This is a genomic window from Micrococcus sp. 63XJN7_6_ISO-PGPR-S23-444 (genome assembly GCF_058072765.1).
This window is the reverse complement of sequence record NZ_CM176516.1, coordinates 1,244,925-1,266,329: the sequence shown is the minus strand read 5'-3', so window position 1 is coordinate 1,266,329 and position 21,405 is coordinate 1,244,925. Positions and strand designations below refer to the sequence as shown.

At 73.7% G+C, this 21,405-nt stretch carries 20 protein-coding genes; 15 read left to right on the top strand and 5 right to left on the bottom strand.

The genetic code is table 11. From position 1 onward, the window contains the following. Positions 1–132: 132 nt before the first annotated feature. Positions 133–795: a type II toxin-antitoxin system PemK/MazF family toxin gene (locus AC3RJ9_RS05870; RefSeq protein WP_036336575.1), complete on the bottom strand. Its 663-nt coding sequence runs from the start codon at positions 793–795 to the stop codon at positions 133–135. A gap of 111 nt (positions 796–906) precedes the next feature. On the opposite strand from AC3RJ9_RS05870, the gene lepA reads away from it, so the two are divergent. Both lepA and hemW read left to right on the top strand, forming a co-directional pair. Beyond that, positions 907–2,766 (top strand): translation elongation factor 4, encoded by a 1,860-nt coding sequence (lepA, locus tag AC3RJ9_RS05865; protein WP_036336574.1) that lies wholly within the window; start codon positions 907–909, stop codon positions 2,764–2,766. Next, positions 2,767–4,047: a radical SAM family heme chaperone HemW gene (hemW, locus tag AC3RJ9_RS05860; protein ID WP_036336572.1), complete on the top strand. Its 1,281-nt coding sequence runs from the start codon at positions 2,767–2,769 to the stop codon at positions 4,045–4,047. A gap of 15 nt (positions 4,048–4,062) precedes the next feature. On the opposite strand, the gene AC3RJ9_RS05855 is transcribed toward hemW, so the two are convergent. Together AC3RJ9_RS05855 and AC3RJ9_RS05850 are read right to left on the bottom strand one after the other, a co-directional pair. Then, a complete protein-coding gene (locus tag AC3RJ9_RS05855) occupies positions 4,063–4,482 on the bottom strand; it encodes a DUF4870 domain-containing protein (protein ID WP_002854682.1) in 420 nt (139 codons plus the stop codon). Positions 4,483–4,576: 94 nt separating this feature from the next. Continuing rightward, positions 4,577–5,437, bottom strand: a complete 861-nt coding sequence (locus AC3RJ9_RS05850; protein ID WP_010078617.1) for a DUF3097 family protein — start codon at positions 5,435–5,437, stop codon at positions 4,577–4,579. 170 nt (positions 5,438–5,607) lie between these two features. On the opposite strand from AC3RJ9_RS05850, the gene hrcA reads away from it, so the two are divergent. The 10 genes from hrcA to AC3RJ9_RS05800 all read left to right on the top strand — a co-directional run bounded on the left by hrcA (position 5,608) and on the right by AC3RJ9_RS05800 (position 16,259). After that, positions 5,608–6,621, top strand: coding sequence for a heat-inducible transcriptional repressor HrcA (hrcA, locus tag AC3RJ9_RS05845; RefSeq protein WP_036317200.1), 1,014 nt, complete (start codon positions 5,608–5,610; stop codon positions 6,619–6,621). Positions 6,622–6,696: 75 nt separating this feature from the next. After that, positions 6,697–7,830 carry a molecular chaperone DnaJ gene (gene dnaJ / locus AC3RJ9_RS05840; protein ID WP_036380884.1) on the top strand — a complete coding sequence of 378 codons (1,134 nt, stop codon included), beginning with the start codon at positions 6,697–6,699 and terminating at the stop codon, positions 7,828–7,830. Beyond that, the gene (locus AC3RJ9_RS05835; protein WP_136939983.1) at positions 7,827–8,588 is read left to right on the top strand and encodes a 16S rRNA (uracil(1498)-N(3))-methyltransferase; all 762 of its coding nucleotides are present in this window, start codon (positions 7,827–7,829) and stop codon (positions 8,586–8,588) included. Before dnaJ ends, AC3RJ9_RS05835 begins: the two co-directional genes overlap by 4 nt. A 76-nt stretch (positions 8,589–8,664) precedes the next feature. Further along, entirely contained in the window at positions 8,665–9,702 is a 1,038-nt protein-coding gene (locus tag AC3RJ9_RS05830; RefSeq protein ID WP_230278170.1) for a PhoH family protein, read from the top strand. Then, on the top strand, positions 9,692–10,165 hold the full coding sequence (gene ybeY / locus AC3RJ9_RS05825; RefSeq protein WP_206495816.1) for an rRNA maturation RNase YbeY: 474 nt from the start codon (positions 9,692–9,694) through the stop codon (positions 10,163–10,165). The genes AC3RJ9_RS05830 and ybeY overlap by 11 nt, the downstream gene beginning before the upstream one ends. 10 nt (positions 10,166–10,175) lie before the next feature. Next, positions 10,176–11,501 carry a hemolysin family protein gene (locus tag AC3RJ9_RS05820; protein WP_095346473.1) on the top strand — a complete coding sequence of 442 codons (1,326 nt, stop codon included), beginning with the start codon at positions 10,176–10,178 and terminating at the stop codon, positions 11,499–11,501. 43 nt (positions 11,502–11,544) lie between these two features. Then, positions 11,545–12,510, top strand: a complete 966-nt coding sequence (era, locus tag AC3RJ9_RS05815) for a GTPase Era (RefSeq protein WP_095346471.1) — start codon at positions 11,545–11,547, stop codon at positions 12,508–12,510. Between the two features lie 337 nt (positions 12,511–12,847). Next, positions 12,848–14,581, top strand: coding sequence for a 2-isopropylmalate synthase (gene leuA / locus AC3RJ9_RS05810; protein ID WP_206495815.1), 1,734 nt, complete (start codon positions 12,848–12,850; stop codon positions 14,579–14,581). Next, positions 14,578–15,399, top strand: coding sequence for a DNA repair protein RecO (gene recO, locus AC3RJ9_RS05805; RefSeq protein WP_206495814.1), 822 nt, complete (start codon positions 14,578–14,580; stop codon positions 15,397–15,399). Before leuA ends, recO begins: the two co-directional genes overlap by 4 nt. After that, positions 15,396–16,259, top strand: a complete 864-nt coding sequence (locus AC3RJ9_RS05800) for an isoprenyl transferase (RefSeq protein ID WP_049161858.1) — start codon at positions 15,396–15,398, stop codon at positions 16,257–16,259. The genes recO and AC3RJ9_RS05800 overlap by 4 nt, the downstream gene beginning before the upstream one ends. Here the strand turns inward: AC3RJ9_RS05800 and AC3RJ9_RS05795 are convergent. Next, positions 16,199–17,308 (bottom strand): alpha/beta hydrolase, encoded by a 1,110-nt coding sequence (locus AC3RJ9_RS05795; protein ID WP_206495813.1) that lies wholly within the window; start codon positions 17,306–17,308, stop codon positions 16,199–16,201. The genes AC3RJ9_RS05800 and AC3RJ9_RS05795 overlap by 61 nt on opposite strands. 55 nt (positions 17,309–17,363) lie before the next feature. Here AC3RJ9_RS05795 and AC3RJ9_RS05790 point away from each other — a divergent pair, with 55 nt between their 5' ends. Continuing rightward, positions 17,364–18,491, top strand: a complete 1,128-nt coding sequence (locus AC3RJ9_RS05790) for a quinone-dependent dihydroorotate dehydrogenase (protein WP_123243827.1) — start codon at positions 17,364–17,366, stop codon at positions 18,489–18,491. 66 nt (positions 18,492–18,557) lie between these two features. On the opposite strand, the gene AC3RJ9_RS05785 is transcribed toward AC3RJ9_RS05790, so the two are convergent. After that, a complete protein-coding gene (locus tag AC3RJ9_RS05785) occupies positions 18,558–19,181 on the bottom strand; it encodes a DUF3043 domain-containing protein (RefSeq protein ID WP_078025459.1) in 624 nt (207 codons plus the stop codon). A gap of 80 nt (positions 19,182–19,261) precedes the next feature. Here AC3RJ9_RS05785 and AC3RJ9_RS05780 point away from each other — a divergent pair, with 80 nt between their 5' ends. Continuing rightward, on the top strand, positions 19,262–20,665 hold the full coding sequence (locus AC3RJ9_RS05780; protein ID WP_095346463.1) for a dipeptidase: 1,404 nt from the start codon (positions 19,262–19,264) through the stop codon (positions 20,663–20,665). Between the two features lie 118 nt (positions 20,666–20,783). Then, a complete protein-coding gene (gene erpA / locus AC3RJ9_RS05775; protein WP_002854644.1) occupies positions 20,784–21,176 on the top strand; it encodes an iron-sulfur cluster insertion protein ErpA in 393 nt (130 codons plus the stop codon). Positions 21,177–21,405: the final 229 nt, after the last annotated feature.

The following is a 21,405-nucleotide window of genomic DNA, read 5'->3' as shown; positions in this document are numbered from 1 at the left end:
GGAGGGTGCCCGGATCCGTGGACTGAGCGGCGTGGGGAACACCGATGATGACCCGTTCCGGGGGTGCCCGTCGACCGGCGGACACAATGCGGACGATCCTACCACCCAGACCCTGCGATCCGCGCGGCCGACTCAGCGCCCCCGCCGCCGGGCGCGGGCCAGCGCGGCCGTGACCCGGTCGAAGGCCGCCCGGTCCAGGACGCCGCCCTCCCGGCGCACCGCGGCCGGATCCACGCGGACCACCCGGTCCAGCTTCACCTCCGAGGCGCGGCCGGACCGGTCCCAGGCGCCCGCGCCCACGTCCACGTAGTCCTCGTCGCGGGCCAGGGCGTTGTTCCGGTCCCGGCTGGTCAGCATGAGCCCGAGCAGGTGCGCCCCGTCCCGGCCGATCAGGAGCACGGGGCGGTCCTTGCCCCGGCCGTCCATCTCCTCGTACGGCACCCAGGTCCACACGACCTCGCCCGGCCCGGCCGTCGGCCCGGGCACGGGCGCGTACTCGACGCGGACGGTGCCGGTGAAGTCCGGCAGGGACACGTGGCGGCCGGCGTCCTGTCGCCGGGGCCGGCGCTCCTGCCCGGGCCCGGGCATCGGCCACGAGTCGGTGGGCTCCGTGGGGTCCCACGCGGGCCCGGGAGGCCCGGGCGGGCCCGGGAAGGGCGACGGGCCGCTCCGGTCGCCGGCCCGTCGACCGGCCTCGGAGGCGGCCCGGCGCGGCCGGGCGTCGTCGCGGAGGGCGCCGATCAGGCGTGCCGTCCGGCGGCCGAGGGACAGGGCGCGATGCAGGTCGAAGGCCATGGGCGTGAATCTAGTGGACGCGCGGGCCCGGCGTCCGGGTCGGGTCGGCGGCGGATCATGAGAGACTAGGCGGTCAGAGTCCCGTCCCCGTCACCCGTAGAGGAAGTGCCCGTGTCGCCCCTGGCGTCGAACCCCCCGGTGCCCGCTGCCACCGACCCCTCGGTGATCCGCAACTTCTGCATCATCGCCCACATCGACCATGGCAAGTCCACGCTGGCGGACCGCATGCTGCAGGCCACCGGCGTCGTGCAGCCCCGCGACATGAAGGCGCAGTACCTGGACCGCATGGACATCGAGCGTGAGCGCGGCATCACCATCAAGTCCCAGGCCGTGCGCATGCCCTGGTCCGTGGACGGGGTGGACTACGCCCTGAACATGATCGACACCCCCGGGCACGTGGACTTCACCTACGAGGTCTCCCGCTCGCTGGCCGCGTGCGAGGGGGCGATCCTGCTGGTGGACGCCGCCCAGGGCATCGAGGCGCAGACCCTGGCGAACCTCTACCTCGCCATGGAGCACGAGTTGGAGATCATCCCCGTGCTCAACAAGATCGACCTGCCCGCCGCGGATCCGGACCGCTACGCGGCCGAGCTGGCCTCCCTGATCGGCTGCGATCCCGAGGACGTGCTGCGCGTGTCCGGCAAGACGGGCGTCGGCGTCGAGGAGCTGCTGGACCGCGTGGTCCGCGCCGTCCCCAGCCCGGAGGGCGACGCGGACGCCCCGGCCCGCGCGATGATCTTCGACTCCGTGTACGACACCTACCGGGGCGTCGTCACGTACGTGCGCGTCGTGGACGGCCGGCTCTCCCCGCGGGAGAAGGTCCGCATGATGTCCACGGGCACCACCTACGAGCTCCTCGAGATCGGCGTCTCCTCCCCGGAGCCCGTACCCACGAAGGGCCTGGCCGTGGGCGAGGTGGGCTACCTCATCACCGGCGTGAAGGACGTGCGGCAGTCCAAGGTGGGCGACACGGTCACCAACCACGCCCACCCGGCCGAGCAGTCCCTGGGTGGCTACGAGGACCCCAAGCCCATGGTGTTCTCAGGCCTGTACCCCATCGACGGCTCGGACTATCCCGTGCTGCGTGACGCCCTGGACAAGCTCAAGCTCAACGACGCCGCGCTCGTCTACGAGCCGGAGACCTCGGTCGCGCTGGGCTTCGGCTTCCGCGTCGGCTTCCTCGGTCTGCTGCATCTGGAGATCGTGCGCGAGCGCCTCGAGCGCGAGTTCGGGCTCGACCTCATCTCCACCGCGCCCAACGTGGTCTACGAGGTCACCCGGGAGGACCGTGAGGTCGTCACCGTGACCAACCCCTCCGAGTTCCCCGAGGGCAAGATCCTCGAGGTGCGCGAGCCCATGGCCTCGGCCACGATCATCGTGCCGGCCGAGTTCATCGGCGCCGTCATGGAGCTGTGCCAGGCCAAGCGCGGCAACCTCAAGGGCATGGACTACCTCTCCGAGGAACGGGTGGAGATCCGCTACTGGATCCCGCTGGCCGAGATCGTGTTCGACTTCTTCGACCAGCTCAAGTCCCGCACCAAGGGGTACGCCTCGCTGGACTGGAAGGCCGACGGTGACCAGGCGGCCGACCTCGTCAAGGTGGACATCCTGCTCCAGGGCGAACAGGTGGACGCGTTCTCCTCCATCACCCACAAGGACAACGCCTATACGTACGGCGTGATGATGACGGGCAAGCTCAAGGAGCTGATCCCGCGCCAGCAGTACGAGGTGCCGATCCAGGCCGCCATCGGCTCGCGCATCATCGCCCGCGAGAACATCCGCGCGATCCGCAAGGACGTGCTCTCCAAGTGCTACGGCGGCGACATCTCCCGCAAGCGCAAGCTGCTCGAGAAGCAGAAGGAGGGCAAGAAGCGCATGAAGATGGTGGGCCGGGTCGAGGTCCCGCAGGAGGCCTTCATCGCCGCCCTGTCCTCGGACGGCGCCGGCGCCGACCAGGCGGCGAAGAAGTAAGTGCCCGCCCTGCCCCTCGGCGAGCCGGTCCCCGACGACGGCCGGCTGCCGGCCGACGTCGGGCAGCGGGTGCGCGCGGCCGCCGGCGACGGCGCGGCGCGCACCTTCAGCCTGTACGTCCACGTGCCGTTCTGCACCGTGCGCTGCGGCTACTGCGACTTCAACACGTACACGGCCGTCGACCTCGGCCCCGGCGCGGGCCGCGGCGACTACTGGGAGTCGGCGGTCGCGGAGCTGGACTTCGCCGCGGACGTGCTCGCGTCCTCGGACGTGCCCGCCCGCCCGCTGCACACGGTGTTCTTCGGCGGCGGCACGCCCACGCTCCTGCCGGCCGCGGACCTCGTGCGCATCCTCCAGGCGGCGGTGGACCGGTTCGGGATCGCGCCCGGCGCGGAGGTCACCACCGAGGCCAACCCGGACACCATCACTCCGGAGTACGCCCGTGAGCTCGCGGCCGGCGGCTTCACCCGCCTCTCCCTGGGCATGCAGTCCGCGGTGCCGCACGTGCTCGCCACGCTCGAGCGCACCCATCGGCCCGAGTCCGTCCCCGCCGCCGTCGCCGCGGCCCGCGAGGCCGGCCTGGAGGTGTCCCTGGACCTGATCTACGGGACCGCGGGAGAGTCCCTCGCCGACTGGCGGGCCACGCTCGAGGCCGCCGTCGCCCTGGCCCCGGACCACGTGAGCGCGTACTCGCTGATCGTGGAGGAGGGCACCAAGCTCGGGGCCCAGGTGGCCCGCGGCGAGGTGGCGGACGTGGACCCCGACGACCAGGCGGACAAGTACCTGCTCGCCGAGGAGCTGCTCGGCGCCGCCGGCTACCGCTGGTACGAGGTGTCCAACTGGGCGCGCGACCCGCAGGGCTCCGGGGTCCACCGCGCGCGGCACAACGTGGCGTACTGGGAGGACCAGGACTGGTGGGGGATCGGCCCGGGAGCGCACTCGCACCTCGCCGGCGTCCGGTTCTGGAACGCCAAGCACCCCGCCGCCTACGCGCAACGGCTGGCCACGGGGGTCACCCCCGCCGTCGGCCGCGAGCGGCCCGACGCCGACGCGCGGCGACTCGAGCGCATCATGCTCGCGGTGCGCACGGTGGACGGGCTCCCGACCGCGGAGCTCGTCTCGGAGACGCCGGGGGAGGCCGCGCGGATCCGCGGGGCGATCGCCGAACTCATCGCCGCGGGCCTGCTGGACGGGCGTGCCGCCGTCGACGGGCGCATCATCCCCACGCTCGAGGGGCGGCTGCGCAACGACGCGATCGTCCGGGCGCTGGCCGGCTTCTGACCGGCCGGCCCCGGGTCAGCGCAGGATGCGCAGGTTGAACGGGTACCGGAACGGACGGCCCTTGGACACGTGCGAGGCGCCCATCACGCCGTAGACCGCCATGGCGGCCCACGTGAGCGCGCCGAGGATCGCGAAGATCGGGCCGACCACCGGCAGCAGGGACAGGAAGAAGAACAGGAGCGTGATGAGCGTGGGCGGCCCGGAGAAGTTCAGGGCCTCGCGCGACTCCTGCGAGGTGAACGGGCCGCGGTCGCGGTAGAGCAGCCACACGACCAGCGGGCCGAGCACGCCGAACGCCAGACTGAGGTGGGCCAGCGCCGCGCGGTCACGGTCCTGCTTCGCCGTGAGCGGGGCGCCGCGGCCGCCGGCCGAGACGAGCCAGGCGGGCGGGCCGTGGCCGGTGCGGCCGGCGTCGGGCTGCGCGCGGGTGTTCACGAGGGGCTCCTCCTGGATCGCGGGACCCGCGCGCCGGGGACCGGGCGCAGGGCATGGGCCAGCATAGCGCGGGCGGGCGGGGGCTGCGCCGAGATCAGTGCTCGGGTGCGGCGGTGAGGAAGTCGATGAGCTCCTCCACGCGGCCCAGCAGGGACGGCTCGAGGTCCGCGTACGTGGTGACGTGGGAGAGCAGCCGCTTCCACCCCAGCCCCGTGGCCTCCTTGCTCCCGTGCGGCCAGCCCAGTCCCCGCAGGATCCCCGTCTTCCAGTCCTGCCCCTTCGGCACGACGGGCCACGCGGGGATGCCGAGGACGGAGGGCTTGATGACCTGCCAGACGTCCACGTAGGGGTGACCGAGGATGAGCACGTTGCCCGCGGCCCCCGGCACGCGCATGGCCTCGGCCGCGAGGCGCTCCTCCTTGGACCCGGTGACGAGATGGTCCACGAGGATCCCGAGCCGGCGCCGCGGACCGGGGGCGAACGCACGGATCGCCCCGGCGAGGTCGTCCACGCCGTGCAGGGGCTCCACGACGATGCCCTCGAGGCGCAGGTCCTCGCCCCACACCTTCTCCACCAGCTCGGCGTCGTGCACGCCCTCCACCCAGATGCGAGAGGCGCGGGCGGTGCGGGCCCGCGCCCCCTCGACCCGTCGCGAGCCGGAGGCGGTGCGGGCCGGCGCCGCCGGGGCCGCGGCGGTCGGGGGGACCAGGGTCACGGGCTCGCCGTCGATCCAGAAGCCGCCGCCGAGGGGGAAGCCGCGGCGCACGCCGCGGCGGTCCTCCAGGACCACCACGTGCACGCCGCCGGAGCGCTCGATGCCGATCACGGCCCCGGTGAACCCGGAGGCCACGTCCTCGACCACCGTGCCGGGGGTGGCGGGCACATCGGGGACGGTCCGGGCGGGGCGGCGCGTCAGGTCGTCGTGGCCCGCGGGGCCCCAGCTGCTCCAGTCCATGGGAGAGCACGGTAGCAACGGGGGCGGGCGATCACCGTGAGCGAAGCCGTGCGGGCCGGTCGGGTCGTCCCCCGGGTCGGACGGTAGCATTGGCACTTGACCCGCCGGAGTGCCAGCCAGGGGCACCTCCGGGGTCGCCCCGGATCCCGACGGACCAGAGGAGGACCGAGATGTCGGAGCAGCCCCGCCGCCTGCAGGTGCTCCAGGCGATCGTGGAGGACTACGTGGCGCTGCGCGAGCCCGTGGGCTCCAAGGCGCTCGTGGAACGGCACGCCCTGGGCGTGTCCTCCGCGACCGTGCGCAACGACATGGCTGCGCTCGAGGAGGAGGGCCTCATCGTGGCCCCGCACACCTCCGCCGGGCGCGTCCCCACGGACAAGGGCTACCGCGTGTTCGTCGACCGCCTCTCCGAGGTGAAGCCGCTGTCCCCGGCCGAGCGCCGGGCCGTGCGGACCCTGCTGGACCCGGAGACGGACACCGAGCACATGATGGAGTCCACGGTGCGCCTCCTGGCCCAGCTGACCCAGCAGGTCGCCGTCGCGCAGTTCCCCCACGAGGACGGCTCCACGATCCGCCACCTCGAACTGGTCTCCCTCGCGCCCACGCGCGTGCTCGTGGTCCTCATCCTGTCCACGGGACGGGTGGACCAGCGGCACGCCGTGCTGGACCGTCCGGTCGACGAGGCGGAGCTGTCCGTGCTCCGCGGCCTCCTGCTGGACGCCCTGCTGGGGCTCGGTCCGGTGCAGGCGGCCACCGTGGTGGACGACGTCGTCACCCGGGTCCGCCCGGAGCACCGGCAGTCCGCCGCCCTCGTGGCCGCGGCCGTCCACGACCTGCTCGAGGCCGGCCGGCAGGACCGCATCGTGCTGGCCGGCACCGCCAACCTGGCCCGCTCCCCGGGGGACTTCGGCGCGTCCATCGGGCCGATCCTGGAGGCGCTCGAGGAGCAGGTGGTGCTGCTGCGCCTGCTCACGGAGATGGAGCAGGACGCCCACGGGGTGTCCGTGCGGATCGGCTCCGAGAACGCCGGATCGCTCGCGGACACCTCGGTGGTCGCGGCCGCCTACGGCCCCGGCGCCGTGGCGAAGGTCGGCGTCATCGGTCCGACCCGGATGGACTACCCGGGCACCATGGCCGCCGTCCGGGCGATCGCCCGCTATCTCTCCCGCATCCTGACCACCTGACGCGCCTCCGCGTGTCCTGGCGGGCCCCGTCCCGCATCGCCCCACGTCCCGCTCTCCCCGAGAGGAATCCCCACCGTGACCGACCACTACGAGACGCTCGGCGTCAGCCGTGACGCCAGCACCGAGGAGATCCGCCGCGCCTACCGCAAGCTCGCGCGCACCCACCACCCGGACGTCAACCCCGACCCGGAGGCGGCCGAGCAGTTCAAGCGCATCTCCCACGCCTACGAGGTGCTCTCGGACGAGGGCCGGCGCCGGGCCTACGACACGACGGGCAACGAGAACGGCCAGGCCGGCTTCCCGGGCGGCTTCGGCGGGGCGGGCGGCTTCGGGGGCTTCGCCGACATCTTCGAGACCTTCATGAACGCCGCCGGCCAGGGCGGCCGCGGCGGCCCCGCCAGCCGCGCCCGCCGCGGCCAGGACGCCCTGGTGACCGCGCGGATCGACCTGCGCGACGCCGTCTTCGGCGGCGAGCAGACGATCGAGCTGGACACGGCCGTGCGCTGCGATCGGTGCGAGGGCTCGTGCTGCGAGCCCGGCACCCAGCCGGAGACCTGCCAGACCTGCCACGGCCACGGCATGATCCAGCGCCCCGTGCGGTCGCTGCTGGGCACCGTCATGGCCACCGAGGCCTGCCCCGCCTGCCAGGGGTTCGGCACCGTCATCCCGACGCCCTGCCACGAGTGCGACGGGCAGGGCCGCGTCCGCACCCGGACGCCGCTGACCCTGCGCATCCCCGCGGGCGTGGACGACGGCACCCGCATCCACCTCGCCGGCCGCGGCGAGGCCGGCCCGGGCGGCGGCCCGAACGGGGACCTCTACGTGGAGATCGCGGTCCGCCCGGACGAGACCTTCCGCCGCGAGGGCGACCACCTGGCCACCACCGTGACCGTCCCCATGGCCGCCGCGGCCCTGGGCACCACCGTCACGCTGGACACCCTGGACGGCAAGCAGTCCGTCAGCCTGGACCCGGGCGTGCAGTCCGGCCACGTCGAGGTCCTCCACGGCCTGGGCGTCGGCCGCCTGCGCGGGCAGGGCCGCGGCGACCTCAAGGTGGACGTGGTGGTCACCACGCCCACCGATCTGGACGACGAGCAGCGCCAGCTCCTGGAGCGCCTGGCCGAGGTGCGCGGCGAGGAGGTCGTGCACGGCGCGCCCCAGGCCAAGGGCATGTTCGCCCGGCTGCGGGAGAACCTGAGGAACCTGTGACCGCCCCCCTGTTCCACCTCGAGCCGGGCGCCCTGGCCGGCGCGAGCGCGGGCGCGGAGGTCGTCTTCGGCGGTACCGAGGCCCGGCACGCCGCCGCGGCCATGCGCCTGGCCCCCGGGGAGGCCGTGCTCCTGGCCGACGGGTCGGGCACGCTCGGCCACGGCACCGTGCTCGCGGCCGCCCCGGACGCGGTGACCGTGCGGCTGGACACGGTGGCGGAGGAGCCGGCGCCCACCCCGGCGCTCGTGCTCGTCCAGGCCCTCGCCAAGGGCGACCGGGATCTCATGGCGGTCCAGGCCGCCGTCGAGCTCGGCGTGGACGCCGTGGTGCCCTGGGAGGCCGAGCGCTCGATCGTCCGCTGGAAGGGTCCCAAGGCCGCCAAGGCCCGCCAGAAGTGGGCGGACACGGCCCGCGCGGCCGCCAAGCAGGCGCGTCGCGCCCGGGTGCCCGCGGTCCGGGACCACGTCTCCGGGACGGCGGTCGCCGGGCTGGTCCGGGACGACGACGGCGGCCGGCTCGTCCTCGTGCTGCACGAGGACGCGGAGCACGGGGTGTCCGCGGTGCCCGCGGAGCGGCTCTCCGCGGCCGCCGAGATCGCCGTCGTCGTGGGCCCCGAGGGCGGGATCGGCCCGGCCGAGCTCGAGGCCTGCGTGGCCGCGGGGGCCGTGCCGGTGCGGCTCGGCCCGCACGTGCTGCGCGCCTCCACGGCCGGCCCCGCCGCCCTCGCCGTGCTCCAGCACCGGCTCGGCCGCTGGTGAGCCCCGGCAGGACGACGCGCCGACGCCTAGACTGGACGGGACGTCCCGCCCCCACGACCCCGAGGTGATCCGCCCCATCGTGACCGTGCCCCCCACGACCCCGACCCCGCCCGCCACCGCGCACGAGGGGGTCGCGTTCGAGACCGCCGACCTCATGGTCCGCACGCTCGGACCGCAGGACGCCCTGTTGCGGATCCTCGGCGGCGTGTTCCCCACCGTGGACGTCACGGTCCGCGACCAGCGGCTGGACCTGGCCGGGCCGGTGGCCGACGTGGCCTCGGTGCGGCGCGTCGTCGAGGACCTGCGCTCGATCGCCCGCCGCGACCAGGCCGTCACCCCCGAGGTGATGGGCCAGGTCGTCCACCACGTCCGCGATGCCGCCACCGGGCGCGGCGCGGGTCAGCTGCACCTGGACTCGATCCTCTCGGGCCGGGGCCGCCGCATCCGCGCGAAGACCCTGCACCAGCAGGACTACGTGGAGGCGATCGACCGCTCCACCGTCGTCTTCGGCATCGGCCCGGCCGGCACCGGCAAGACCTACCTGGCCATGGCCAAGGCGGTGCAGGCGCTGCAGGCCAAGGAGGTCAACCGGATCATCCTCACCCGCCCGGCCGTCGAGGCCGGCGAGCGGCTCGGGTTCCTGCCCGGCGGGCTCTCCGAGAAGATCGACCCGTACCTGCGCCCCCTGTACGACGCGCTGCACGACATGATCGAGCCCGAGTCGATCCCGCGGCTGATGGAGGCCGGGACCATCGAGGTCGCCCCGCTGGCGTACATGCGCGGCCGCACCCTGAACGACGCGTTCGTGATCCTCGACGAGGCCCAGAACACCACCGGCGAGCAGATGAAGATGTTCCTGACCCGCCTCGGCTTCGGTGCGCGCATGGTCGTCACGGGCGACACCTCGCAGGTGGACCTGCCGCGCGGCACCCAGTCCGGCCTGGCCCAGGCCGTCGAGGTGCTCGAGGGGATCGAGGGACTGGAGATGGTCCGCTTCGACTCCTCGGACGTGGTCCGGCACTCGCTGGTGAGCGCCATCGTGGACGCCTACGACGCCGCCCGCGGCCCCGCGGAGCGGTCCCAGAAGCGAGGAGGGGCCCGCCGTGGCCGTTGAGATCCTGAACGAGTCGGGGCTCGAGGTCCCCGAGGACGCGCTGCTGCGCATGGCCCGGCACGTGTACGCGCGCCTGCACGTCCACGAGCGCGCCGAGACGGCCGTGACCGTCGTGGACGCCGCACGCATGGCCGAGCTGCACGAGGAGTGGATGGACCTGCCCGGGCCCACCGACGTGATGAGCCTGCCCATGGACGAGCTGACCCCCGGCTCGCCCGAGGCGCCGGCCGAGGGCGTGCTCGGCGACGTCGTGCTCTGCCCCGAGGTCGCCGCCGAGCAGGCGGCGCGCGGCGGGCACTCCCGTGACGACGAGCTGCTCCTGCTGCTCACCCACGGCATGCTCCACCTGCTCGGGTACGACCATCTCGAGGACGCCGACCGCGAGGAGATGTTCGGCCTCCAGGACCGGCTCGTGTCCGAGGTCCTCGGCCGTCCGGCCCCGGCCCCCACCGTCGAGGACTGAGGCACCGCCCATGCTGACGCCCACCCTCCTCTTCGCCCTCTTCCTGGTCTTCCTTGGCCTGACCTGGACGCTGTCCCTGGCCGAGTCCGCGTTCTCCTACCTCTCCCGGCGGGACGCGGAGGACATCGTCCGCGAGCAGCCCGGCTCCAAGGCACTGGAGATCGCCCGCGAGCGGGAGAGCCACCTCGGGGCCCTCCGGGTCTGGCGGTTCGTGGCCGAGGCCCTGTCGGCCGTCTGCCTGACCGCGGCCGCCGACGCGGTGGTGGACGACACGTGGCTCGCCGTGGCGATCGCCGCGGTCGTGCTCGTGGGCGTGGCCGCCCTGCTGGGCGTCTGGAGTCCGCGGCCGATCGGCTCCCGCAACGAGGCCGCCGTCGCCCGCCGCCTCGGCGGTCTGGTGTGGGTGCTCCGCCGAGCCCTGGGCCCGCTCGCCGCCCGCCTGGACCGGGACCGGCGCCGTCGCGAGGTCGAGCCGGAGGACGAGGACGACTTCCAGGAGCGCCACCTGCGCGAGTTCGTCGCCCGCGCCCACGACGCGGACGTGCTCGCCGACTCCGAGGCGGAGCTGATCCAGTCGGTGTTCTCCATGAACGACACCATCGTCCGCTCCGTCATGGTGCCGCGCACCGACGTCGTCACGATCGACGCGGACCACACGCTCGGCCAGGCCATGGCCCTGTTCCTGCGCTCCGGCAACTCCCGCATCCCGGTGATCGGCGAGGACGCCGACGACATCCGGGGCATGCTGCACCTCAAGGACGTCACCCGCGCCCTGCACCACGACGGCGCTGCGACCGACACCCCCGTCACCGAGGTCATGCGCGACGTCCGCTTCGTCCCCGAGTCGAAGTCCGTGGCGACCCTCCTGCAGGAGCTGCAGCGCGACTCCACCCACGTCGCCGTGGTGGTGGATGAGTACGGCGGCACGGCGGGGCTCGTGACGCTCGAGGATCTCATTGAGGAGATCGTCGGCGAGATCTACGACGAGGACGACCACCCGGACCGCCCCGAGGTGGAGTTCGTCGCGCCCGGCGTCTACTCCGTCGACGCGCGCATGGGCATCCACGACTTCCGCGAGGAGTTCGAGCTGCCGGAGGAGGACGAGGACGACGACGTCGACACGGTCGGCGGCCTCCTCGCCAAGGAGCTCGGCCGCGTCCCGATCCAGGGCTCGCGCGTCGTGGTCCAGGGGATCGAGCTCGTCGCGGACACCCTCGAGCCCCGCCGCAACCGGGTCGCGCGCCTGCGCGTCTCCGAGACCCCCGACCGCCCGGTGCGGCTGCGCCGGCGCGAGGAGCAGGCCCACGGCGCCGAGCCCGCCGACCCCGAGGCCTGAGCCGGCCGCCCCACCCCACGCCCCGCCTGACAAGGATGACCCCATGACCGATCTCGTCGATCCGGCCCGCGCCGCGGACGGCTTCCGTTCCGGCTTCGTCTCGCTCGTGGGCCGGCCGAACGCCGGCAAGTCCACGCTCACCAACGCGCTGGTGGGGGAGAAGGTGGCGATCACCTCCTCCAAGCCCCAGACCACGCGCCACACCATCCGCGGGATCGTCCACCGCGAGGACTTCCAGCTCGTGCTCGTGGACACCCCGGGCCTGCACCGGCCCCGCACCCTGCTCGGCGAGCGCCTCAACGACCTCGTGGCGGAGACGCTCAACGAGGTCGACGCCGTGGGCATGTGCCTGCCGGCCGACGAGGCGATCGGCCCCGGCGACCGGTTCATCGCCCAGCAGCTCTCGTACCTGCACCGCACCCCGGTGGTCGCCGTGGTCACCAAGACGGACAAGGTGGGCCCGGAGCAGCTCATGGCGCAGCTCGTGGCCGTGACCGCGCTGGGCGACGAGGTCCTCGGGCCGGAGAACGGCGGGGAGGGCTTCGCGGCCGTCGTGCCGGTCTCGGCGGTGGCCGGCCACCAGGTCGACGACGTCCTGGGCGTCTTCGCGGGCCTGCTGCCGGCCGGGCCGCCCCTGTACCCCGACGGCGAGCTCACGGACGAGCCGGAGGCGGTCATGGTCGCCGAGCTCATCCGGGAGGCGGCCCTGGAGGGAGTGCGCGACGAGCTGCCGCACTCGGTGGCCGTGGTGGTCGAGGAGATGTCCCTGCGCGAGGACCGCCCCGCGGATCGGCCCCTCATGGACGTGTGGGCGAACGTCTTCGTCGAGCGGGACAGCCAGAAGGGCATCATCATCGGCAAGGGCGGCTCCCGGCTGCGTGAGATCGGCGCGCAGGCGCGGGCGGGCATCGAGCGCATGCTCGGCACCAAGGTGCACCTGGACCTGCGGGTCAAGGTCGCCAAGGAGTGGCAGCGCGACCCCAAACAGCTCGGCCGACTCGGCTTCTGAGCCGGAGGCCCCGGCCCGGGCGCGCACGCGCCGGAGCGGGCCGCCGTCGTCGTGCGTCACACGGGGACGGCCTCCTGTGGCCCGGCCCACCTCGGTGCTAGGGTCGGGGGCATGTCCCTCCGCCTCGCGACGACAGCGCCGGCCACGGCCCGCCTGCTACTTCCCGGCCGCACGGGGTCCCCGTGCCAGGCCGTGATCCACGCCGCCTGAGCGCATGCGGAGGCAGGACGCCTCCCACCGGACCGGACACCCCGTGCGGAGCCCCTGACCTCCCGGTCCGGCCACCGACCACCCACCTTTCGCGCGCCCGCCGCGCGCACGTCGAGGGAGAACACGCATGAGCGCCCACCTGCAGAAGTCGTCGGGGATGAAGTTCCACAAGTACGTCCCGTTCCAGGACCAGATCGAGGTCGCCCTGCCGGACCGCACCTGGCCGGACAAGGTCATCGAGAAGGCGCCGCTGTGGTGCGCCGTGGACCTGCGCGACGGCAACCAGGCCCTGATCGACCCCATGGGCCCCGAGCGCAAGTTGCGCATGTTCCAGCTGCTCGTCGGCATGGGCTTCAAGGAGATCGAGGTCGGCTTCCCCTCCGCCTCGCAGACCGACTACGACTTCGTCCGCCAGCTCATCGAGGGCGACCACATCCCGGACGACGTCACCATCCAGGTCCTCACGCAGTCCCGTGAGCACCTGATCGAGCGCACCTTCGAGGCGCTCGAGGGCGCCGACCGGGCCATCGTGCACCTGTACAACTCGACGTCGGTGCTGCAGCGCCGCGTGGTGTTCCGGCAGGACGAGGACGGGATCGTGGACATCGCGACCTCCGGCGCGCGCCTGGTGAAGAAGTTCGAGGAGCAGCTCAAGGGCACGCAGATCACCTACGAGTACTCGCCCGAGTCCTACACGGGCACCGAGCTCGAGTTCGCCCGGCGCATCTCGGACGAGGTGGCCACGGTCCTGGAGGCCTCCACCGACCGCAAGATGATCCTGAACCTGCCGGCGACGGTGGAGATGTCTACCCCGAACGTGTACGCCGACTCGATCGAGTGGATGCACCGCAACCTGGAGCACCGCGACTCGCTCCTCCTCTCCCTGCACCCGCACAACGACCGCGGCACGGGCGTGGCCGCCGCCGAGCTGGGCTACCTGGCCGGGGCGGACCGCATCGAGGGGTGCCTGTTCGGCAACGGCGAGCGCACCGGCAACGTCGACCTGGTGACGCTGGGCATGAACCTGTACTCGCAGGGCGTCGACCCCATGATCGACTTCTCCGACATGGACCACATCAAGCGCACGGTCGAGTACTGCAACCAGCTGGCCGTGCCCGAGCGCTCGCCGTGGGGCGGCGACCTCGTCTTCACGGCCTTCTCCGGCTCCCACCAGGACGCCATCAAGAAGGGCTTCGAGGCCATGGAGGTCGACGCGAAGGCGGCCGGCACGGACGTGGACGGCATCCCGTGGGCCGTGCCGTACCTGCCCATCGACCCGAAGGACATCGGCCGCTCGTACGAAGCCGTCATCCGCGTGAACTCGCAGTCCGGCAAGGGCGGCGTCGCCTACCTGCTCAAGTCCGAGCACAACCTGGACCTGCCGCGCCGCGCGCAGATCGAGTTCTCCCACGTCATCCAGGATCTGGCCGACGCCCAGGGCGGCGAGGTCTCCGGCGCCGACCTGTGGCGCGTGTTCCAGGACGAGTACCTGCCCGCCGACGCGGCCGAGGCGCAGTGGGGCCGCTACCGGCTCCGCTCGGTCTCCTCGGCCTCCGGCGAGGACGGCGCGTTCCGGATGGAGGCCGAGCTCGAGGTCGACGGCGTCACACAGACCCGCGCGGCGCAGGGCAACGGCCCGATCGACGCGTTCCTGCGCATCCTCGGCGAGGAGGGCGTGGACGTCCGCGTCCTCGACTACTCCGAGCACGCACTGTCCGAGGGCGGCGCGGCCATGGCCGCCGCCTACGTGGAGGCGGCCGTGGGCGACCGTGTCCTCTGGGGCGTCGGCCTGGACCACAACACCACCACCGCCTCGCTGAAGGCCGTGGTGTCCGCGGTGAACCGCGCCCTGCGCGCGTGAGCGGCTCCGGCTCCTCTTGGCGGGGTGCGCGGCACGGCGGCTACGCGGCGAACTCGTTCCGCACCGAGGCCATCGTGCTGCGCACCCACCGTCTGGGGGAGGCCGATCGCATCGTCGAGGCGCTCACCCCCGAGCACGGCCTGGTCCGGGCCGTGGCCAAGGGGGTGCGCAAGACATCCTCCCGGCTGGGCTCGGTGGTGGAGCCGTTCATGCACTCCACGCTCCAGCTCGCACGCGGCCGGGGCGAGCTGCACACCGTGAGCCAGGCGCAGCTGCTGCACCCGTACGCGACGATGCTGGCCGCCGACTACGACGCCTACACCGTCGCCGGCGCCCTCGCCGAGGCCGTCGAGCGGGTCCCCGCGGTCGACGACGACGGCCGGCGCGCCCAGTACCGCCTGTTCCACGGCGCGCTGGCCGCGCTGGCCCGTGGCGCGCACGACCCGCGGCTGATCCTGCACTCGTTCCTGCTGCGCGCGCTCGCCCAGGCCGGCTGGGCCCCCACCTTCGACCGGTGCGCCCGCTGCGGCGCCCCCGGCCCGCACACGGCGCTGCACGTGGGCCTCGGCGGGGCCTTCTGCCCGGAGTGCAGGCCACCCGGTGCCGCGCACCCGGCCCCGGAGACCTTCGATCTGCTCTCGGCCCTTGCAGCGGGGGACTGGGCCACCGCGGACGCCTCCGGGGGCCCCGCCCGCCGAGAGGCGGCCGGTATCGTGGCGGCGTACCTGCAGTTCCACGCCGAGCGGCGCCTGGTGTCCCTGTCCGTCCTGGACCAGGACCTCGGCCTCCCCGCCCCGCGCGTCGAGAGGAGACCATGAGCGCCGACCGTGCCCCGCAGCCCCCGCCGCCGCACCCCTCGGGTGCGGTCGCCCCGCGGATCGATCCGCGTTTCGTGCCCCGGCACGTGGCGATCGTGATGGACGGCAACGGGCGGTGGGCCAACCAGCGCGGCCTGCCCCGCACCGAGGGCCATCGGGCCGGCGAGGCGGCCCTGCTGGACGTCGTCGCCGGGGCGGTGGAGCTGGGGATCGGCCACGTGTCCGCGTATGCGTTCTCCACGGAGAACTGGCGGCGCTCGGCGGAGGAGGTGCGCTTCCTCATGGGCTTCTCCCGGGACGTGCTGCGCCGGCAGCGGGACACCCTGCACTCGTGGAACGTGCGGATCCGGTGGAACGGGCGGGCCCCGCGCCTCTGGACCCCCGTGATCCGGGAGCTGCAGGAGGCCGAGGAGCTCACGCGCCACAACACCGGCACCACCCTGCACATGTGCGTGAACTACGGCAGCCGGGCCGAGATCCTGGACGGCGTCCAGGCGATCGCCGAAGAGGTCCGGGCCGGCCGGATGCGGCCGGGGGAGATCAGCGAGGACGTCATCACCCGCTACCTCGACCGCGGTTTCCGCACGGGTCAGGACGTCGACGTCGTCCCGGACGTGGACCTGTTCCTGCGGACCTCGGGGGAGCAGCGCCTGTCCAACTATCTGCTGTGGCAGTCCGCCTACGCGGAGCTGCTGTTCCTGGACGTGCTGTGGCCGGACGTCGACCGGCGGACCCTGTGGGCCGCCGTCGAGACCTACGCCCGACGGGACCGCCGCTACGGCGGCGCCGTGGACACCCCTCAGCCGGCGCCGTCGTCCGGCGCGCCGGACTCGGCCTCGGACGCCGACGGCGGCGCGTAGGCCCCCAGCCACGTGAGCGTCGCGGCACCGGCCGCCTCGCGCACCGACGCGGGGGAGGCGAACACGTCGTGCAGCGCGTCGGGGAGCCGGTGGACGGTCACCCGGTCGCCGAGCCGCAGGGAGCGGCGGGCCATGGCGTCGGGGTCCAGGACGATGTCCGAGGTCAGCATCGCCTCGGCGTAGGACGTGCCCCGATGCCCGCGCGCGGAGACGAGCACGAGGATCGGCACGGTGACGTGGAGCCGCCCGGCCACGGCCCGGTGCCCCGAGAGGACCGCGCTCAGCCAGGCGGCCGGCACCTCGAACGCGTGCGGGGGACGCCAGAGCGGGTGCAGGTCCCATTCGCCCTCGGCCTGGTCCGAGAGGGTGCGCCAGTAGTGGTCGATGCGCGGCAGTGTGAGCATGGCGTAGGGCTTCATGGCGGAGACGGGCCCCACGATGGACTTCGCCAGCAGGCGCACCCCCGCGCTGCCCTGCATCTCCAGCCACGGGCTGTTGAGCACGAGCGCGGCGAGGCGGCCGGGATTCCGGTCCGCCCACAGCGCGGCGATCAGCCCGCCGGTGGAGTGTCCCATGAGGATGGGCGGCAGCGGGTGGTCCTGGGCGATGGTCTCGAACGCGGCCTCGAGGTCCGCGTCGTAGCGGGCCAGGTCGTCCGTCCAGCCGGGCGTCTGTCCCGCGCGCAGCGAGCGGCCGTAGTGGCGGAGGTCGACGGCGTGGAAGGCGTAGCCGGCGGCCTCGAACGCGCGGGCGAGCGGGGCGTTGTAGAAGTAGTCGCTCCAGCCGTGCACCGAGAGGATGGGTCGCCGGGCCGGGTCACGGGCGGCGTCGGTGCGCGGACGCACCACTGTGACAAGGTTCTGTCCTTGTTCATCGGTGTCGAGGCCGAGCGTGCATCGTTCGAAGCCCGGCAGCCCGTCCGGGACCCAGCCCAGGCCCGGCGGATCGTCGAGGAACGGGCGGGTGTCCTCCTCCGTCGGTCCGCCGGCGGGTGCGCCGTGCGGGGCGGAGGGGTCCGGGGGCGGCGGCTGGAGCGGGTCACGGGCCATCCGACCACTGTAGGAGGACCCCGGGCGGGCGGTAGGCCCGTGCGAGGATGGGGGCATGCAGCTGCCTGATCCCAAGTCCGCCGTCGACGGCATCCTGACCTCCCGCGCGCCTCGCCTGTACCCGCCCTTCTTCCGTGCCGTGTTCGGCGGCATGGACGCGGAGCAGGCGCACCATCGGGGCTTCGACGCGATCCGGCTGGTCGAGCGCACCGGGGCGTCCGCCGCCCTGCGCGCCGCCTTCCGCCCGGACCCGCTGCTCGCGCGCACGGTCATGGGCCTGCGGTTCCCGACGCCCTTCGGCCTGGCCGCGGGGTTCGACAAGGACGGCCGGGGGACCGCCGCCCTGGCCGACCTCGGGTTCGGCCACATCGAGGTCGGCACGATCACGGCGCAGCCGCAGCCCGGCAACCCGCAACCGCGACTGTTCCGTCTCGTGGACGACCGGGCGCTGGTCAACCGCATGGGCTTCAACAACGACGGCGCGGCGGCCGTCGCCCCCCGCCTGGCGCGGACCCGGCAGACACTGGAGCGCCGCTTCGGCCCGGCCCGGCCGGTCCTGGGCGTGAACATCGGCAAGACCAAGGTGGTCCCCCTCGAGGACGCGGCGGACGACTACCGGGCCTCGACCCGCCTGCTCGCGCCCCACGCCGACTACCTGACGGTCAACGTGTCCTCGCCGAACACGCCGGGGCTGCGCCAGCTGCAGGAGATCGACGCGCTGGAGCCGATCCTCACGGCGGTGCGCGAGGAGGCCGACCGTACGGTCCCGGACCGTCGCGTGCCGCTGACCGTGAAGATCGCCCCGGACCTGGCGGACGACGACGTGCGCGCCGTCGGGGCGCTCGCCGAGCGCCTTGGGCTCGACGGCGTCATCGCGACCAACACGACCGTCTCCCGGGAGGGCCTGCGCACCCCGCGTGCCGACGTGGACGCCCTGGGCGCGGGCGGCCTGTCCGGCGCCCCGCTCCAGGAGCGGTCGAGGCGGGTGCTGGAGGTCCTGCGGACGGCGCTGCCGACGGGCACCGCCGTCGTCAGCGTGGGCGGGGTGACGGACGCCGACGACGTCCAGGCCCGGCTCGACGCGGGCGCGGACCTCGTCCAGGGCTACACCGCGTTCCTCTACGAGGGGCCGTTCTGGGCCGGCCGGATCACCGCCGGGCTGGCGCGGTCCCTGCGGGGCTGACGGTCTGCTCGCCGGGGCCGCGACGGCCCGGACCCACCGGGGTCCGGGCCGTGGCGCGGTGTCGTGTCAGGCGGGGTACTCGCCCCGCTTGACCTGGGGCTTGGGCAGACGCAGGCGGCGGAACTGCAGGGCCCGCATGATGCCGTAGAAGCCGGTCCCGGGCTCCGGCGTGCCGAAGCGCTCCGTCAGGCCCTTCTTGATGTGCCGGCTGACCAGGAAGCTCTCGATGAGCACGAGGGCCACGAGGACGTACAGGCTGATCATCAGGATCAGCTGCGCCTCGCGGCCGGGGATGAACATGAGCAGGACGTAGGCGAAGACGACGGGCATGAGCCACTCGCCGATGCCGGTGCGCGCGTCCACGTAGTCACGGACCCAGCGCTTCTGCGGTCCCTTGTCGCGTGCCGGGAGGCCGCGCTCGTCCCCGGTCTCCAGCGCGGCGCGCTGGCGCATCCGCTCCTGGGCCATCGCCTGACGCTCGGCCTTGCGGGCCGCCTTGCGATCTTCGGGGACCAGGGTGCGACGGCGCGCGGCCTCCTGGTCGCGGCGCCGTGGAGTCGGGCCCTTCTTGCCCTGCGAGCGGTCGCGCGGCCCGGCCTCGGCCACGGCGGCGCCCTCGGCGGGAGCGGCCGAGGAGCCGTGAGTCGAGGGGGCGGGCGCGGTCTCGGGGGTCTTGTCTCGCTTGAACACCCGTCCAGTCTAGTGGTGGGGCGCGTCCGGCCTGGCCGGAGGCGCGGCCCTCGGCCCGGCCGCCGTCTACGCTGGCCGTCATGACTGACATCACCTCCCGTGCGCCGCAGGACGCGGCCCTCGTCTCCGCCGTCCGTGAGGCCGTCGAGGCCCGTTTCCCGACGACCCTCCAGACCCTCACCGACCTCGTGGCGATCCCGGGCATCGCCTGGGACTCCGCGGACCGCGCCCAGCTCGAGCGGTCCGCGGAGGCCGTCGCGGGCCTGCTGCGCGAGGCGGGCCTGCAGGATGTAGAGATTGTGTCCGAGATCCGCGACGACGACCGGCCCGGCGGGCCGGCGGTGATCGGCGAGAAGCCCGGCACCTCTGACAAGCCCACTGTCTTGTTTTATGCCCATCATGACGTGCAGCCGATCGGGGACGAGGACCTCTGGGACACCCCGCCGCTCGTGGCCACCGAGCGCGGCGGGCGGCTGTACGGCCGCGGCGCCGCCGACGACAAGGCCGGCATCATGGTCCACCTCGCCGCCCTCGCCGCCCTGCGGGACGTCCTGCCCGACGCCGGCGTCGGCGTCCGCGTCTTCATCGAGGGCGAGGAGGAGGCCGGCTCGCCCACCTTCCGCACCTTCCTGGAGAAGCACCGGGCGCGCCTCGACGCCGACGCGATCGTGGTCGCGGACTCGTCCAACTGGGCTGTGGGGGAGCCCGCGCTGACCACCTCCCTGCGCGGGCTGGTGGACGGCACGGTGACCGTCCGGGTGCTCGACCACGCCGTGCACTCCGGCATGTTCGGCGGGCCGGTCCTGGACGCCGTCGTCCTGCTCTCGCGGCTGATCGCCACGCTCCACGACGCGGACGGCGCGGTCGCCGTGCCCGGCCTCGAGCCGCGGCAGACCGCGGGCCTGGACTACCCCGAGGACGTCTTCCGTGCGGACGCGGGCGTGCTGGACGGGGTGACCCTGGCCGGCCGCGGCCCGGTCGCGGACCGGCTGTGGAACGCTCCCGCGCTGAGCATCATCGGGATCGACGCGCCCTCGGTCGCGGAGTCCTCGAACACGATCCAGCCCGCGGCGCGCGCGAAGTTCTCGCTGCGCCTGGGCCCCGGCATGGAGCCCGCGGAGGCCTTCGAGGCGCTGCGCACCCACCTGGAGGCGCAGTCCGCGGCGGTGCTCGGCGCGGAGATCACGGTCACCGAGGGGGAGTTCGGTCAGCCGTTCACGACGGACACCTCGGCCCCCGCCGCGGCCGCGATGATGGCCGCCCTGGAGGACGCCTGGGGCGTCGAGCCCCGGGCGATCGGCATGGGCGGCTCCATCCCGTTCACCGCGGACCTCGCCGAGGTCTTCCCGGAGGCCACCCTCCTCATCACGGGCGTGGAGGACCCGGACACGCGGGCGCACTCGGCCAACGAGTCGCTGCACATCGACGACTTCAAGCGGGCCGTCGTGGCCGAGGCGCTCTGGCTCGCGCGGCTCTCCGCGTGAGCGCCGCCCGGCCCGTCGGTGCGGCGGGCCGGGAATGCCCCGTGGGCGGCTAGTGTTGCCCGGGAGACCACACGCGCGTGACGGCCCCGTCCGCGCCCCATGATCTGAGGAGGTCACGATGGCTCTGTCCGCAGAGGAGACCGGCGTCGAGATCGGCGCAACCCAGGACGCCGAGGGCCTGCCCCCGCACGAGGTCGAGCTGACCGACGTGGCGGCCGGCAAGGTGCGCTCGCTGCTCGAGCAGGAGGGTCGCACGGACCTGCGGCTGCGCGTCGCCGTGCAGCCGGGCGGCTGCTCCGGCCTGATCTATCAGCTCTACTTCGACGAGCGCGTCCTCGACGGCGACACCGTCCGTGACTACGACGGGGTCGAGGTGATCGTCGACAAGATGAGCGTGCCCTATCTCATGGGCGCGACCATCGACTTCGAGGACACCATCTCGAAGCAGGGCTTCACGATCGACAACCCCAACGCGGGCGGCTCCTGCGCCTGCGGCGACTCCTTCCACTGATCTGCGGGCGCCCGGAGCGCCTCGGACCACGAACCGGCGGGTCGGCCTCGGTCGGCCCGCCGTCGTCGTGCCCGGGCACCGTGCCCAGGATGCTCGGACCCGACTCCCAGACACGATCGGCACGTGTCACGGTGCGGAGAATCCGCGCGTTTCGGCGTAGACTGGCTCTGAATCATCAGGGCATACCCGTGCTCCCTGCGAGGACGCTGCGAGAAGTCGCCGAATCGCC

Bases quoted from the DNA above. Each gene is read 5' to 3' on its own strand.
- AC3RJ9_RS05870 (WP_036336575.1), bottom strand. From the start codon at position 795: ATGGCCTTCGACCTGCATCGCGCCCTGTCCCTCGGCCGCCGGACGGCA.
- AC3RJ9_RS05850 (WP_010078617.1), bottom strand. From the start codon at position 5,437: ATGGACTGGAGCAGCTGGGGCCCCGCGGGCCACGACGACCTGACGCGC.
- hrcA (WP_036317200.1), top strand. From the start codon at position 5,608: ATGTCGGAGCAGCCCCGCCGCCTGCAGGTGCTCCAGGCGATCGTGGAG.
- AC3RJ9_RS05820 (WP_095346473.1), top strand. From the start codon at position 10,176: ATGCTGACGCCCACCCTCCTCTTCGCCCTCTTCCTGGTCTTCCTTGGC.
- era (WP_095346471.1), top strand. From the start codon at position 11,545: ATGACCGATCTCGTCGATCCGGCCCGCGCCGCGGACGGCTTCCGTTCC.
- leuA (WP_206495815.1), top strand. From the start codon at position 12,848: ATGAGCGCCCACCTGCAGAAGTCGTCGGGGATGAAGTTCCACAAGTAC.
- AC3RJ9_RS05800 (WP_049161858.1), top strand. From the start codon at position 15,396: ATGAGCGCCGACCGTGCCCCGCAGCCCCCGCCGCCGCACCCCTCGGGT.
- AC3RJ9_RS05795 (WP_206495813.1), bottom strand. From the start codon at position 17,308: ATGGCCCGTGACCCGCTCCAGCCGCCGCCCCCGGACCCCTCCGCCCCG.
- AC3RJ9_RS05790 (WP_123243827.1), top strand. From the start codon at position 17,364: ATGCAGCTGCCTGATCCCAAGTCCGCCGTCGACGGCATCCTGACCTCC.
- AC3RJ9_RS05780 (WP_095346463.1), top strand. From the start codon at position 19,262: ATGACTGACATCACCTCCCGTGCGCCGCAGGACGCGGCCCTCGTCTCC.
- erpA (WP_002854644.1), top strand. From the start codon at position 20,784: ATGGCTCTGTCCGCAGAGGAGACCGGCGTCGAGATCGGCGCAACCCAG.